Source organism: Paenibacillus sp. IITD108, from assembly GCF_036541265.1.
Classification (GTDB): domain Bacteria; phylum Bacillota; class Bacilli; order Paenibacillales; family Paenibacillaceae; genus Pristimantibacillus.
In genome coordinates this window covers 1-1,220 of sequence record NZ_JAZHCT010000084.1, presented here as the reverse complement: position 1 = coordinate 1,220, position 1,220 = coordinate 1, and the positions used below count along the sequence as shown (strand labels likewise).

The 1,220-nt window shown below is 53.4% G+C and carries 1 rRNA gene; it reads left to right on the top strand.

The window, feature by feature from the left end:
• Positions 1–2 precede the first annotated feature (2 nt).
• Positions 3–1,220 (top strand): 23S ribosomal RNA (locus tag V1L65_RS28605); the annotation flags it as partial.

The following is a 1,220-nucleotide window of genomic DNA, read 5'->3' as shown; positions in this document are numbered from 1 at the left end:
TAGGTTAAGCTAGTAAGAGCGCACGGCGGATGCCTAGGCACCAGGAGCCGAAGAAGGACGTGGCGAACAACGATACCGCCTCGGGGAGCTGTAAGCAAGCATTGATCCGGGGATTTCCGAATGGGGAAACCCAGCCGTCGTAATGGGCGGTTACTCACAACTGAATCCATAGGTTGTGAAGAGGCATACCAGGGGAACTGAAACATCTAAGTACCCTGAGGAAGAGAAAACAAAAGTGATTCCGTCAGTAGCGGCGAGCGAAAGCGGATTAGCCCAAACCAAGGAGCTTGCTCCTTGGGGTTGTAGGACGTCTCACATGGAGTTACAAAGGAGTTTGTTAGGCGAAGAGGTCTGGAAAGGCCCGCTAGAAGAGGTAAAAGCCCTGTAGCCAAAAGCAAGCTCTCTCCGAGACGGATCCTGAGTACGGCGGGACACGTGAAACCCCGTCGGAATCCGGCAGGACCATCTGCCAAGGCTAAATACTCCCTGGTGACCGATAGTGAAGCAGTACCGTGAGGGAAAGGTGAAAAGCACCGCGGGAGCGGAGTGAAAAAGAACCTGAAACCGTGCGCTTACAAGAAGTCAGAGCCCGTTAAGAGGGTGATGGCGTGCCTTTTGTAGAATGAACCGGCGAGTTACGATTACGTGCAAGGTTAAGGTGGGAAGCCGTAGCCGCAGCGAAAGCGAGTCTGAATAGGGCGAATAAGTACGTGGTCGTAGACCCGAAACCGTGTGATCTACCCCTGTCCAGGGTGAAGGTGCGGTAACACGCACTGGAGGCCCGAACCCACGTACGTTGAAAAGTACGGGGATGAGGTGGGGGTAGCGGTGAAATTCCAATCGAACTCGGAGATAGCTGGTTCTCCCCGAAATAGCTTTAGGGCTAGCCTCGAGGGAAAGTGTCGTGGAGGTAGAGCACTGATTGGGTGCGGGGCCCGCCAAGGGTTACCAAGTCTAGTCAAACTCCGAATGCCATCGACATGTTACTCGGGAGTCAGACAGTGAGTGCTAAGATCCATTGTCAAGAGGGAAACAGCCCAGATCGTCAGCTAAGGTCCCCAAGTGTGTGTTAAGTGGGAAAGGATGTGGAGTTGCACAGACAACCAGGATGTTGGCTTAGAAGCAGCCACCATTTAAAGAGTGCGTAATAGCTCACTGGTCGAGTGACTCTGCGCCGAAAATGTAACGGGGCTAAACACACCACCGAAGCTACGGCATGT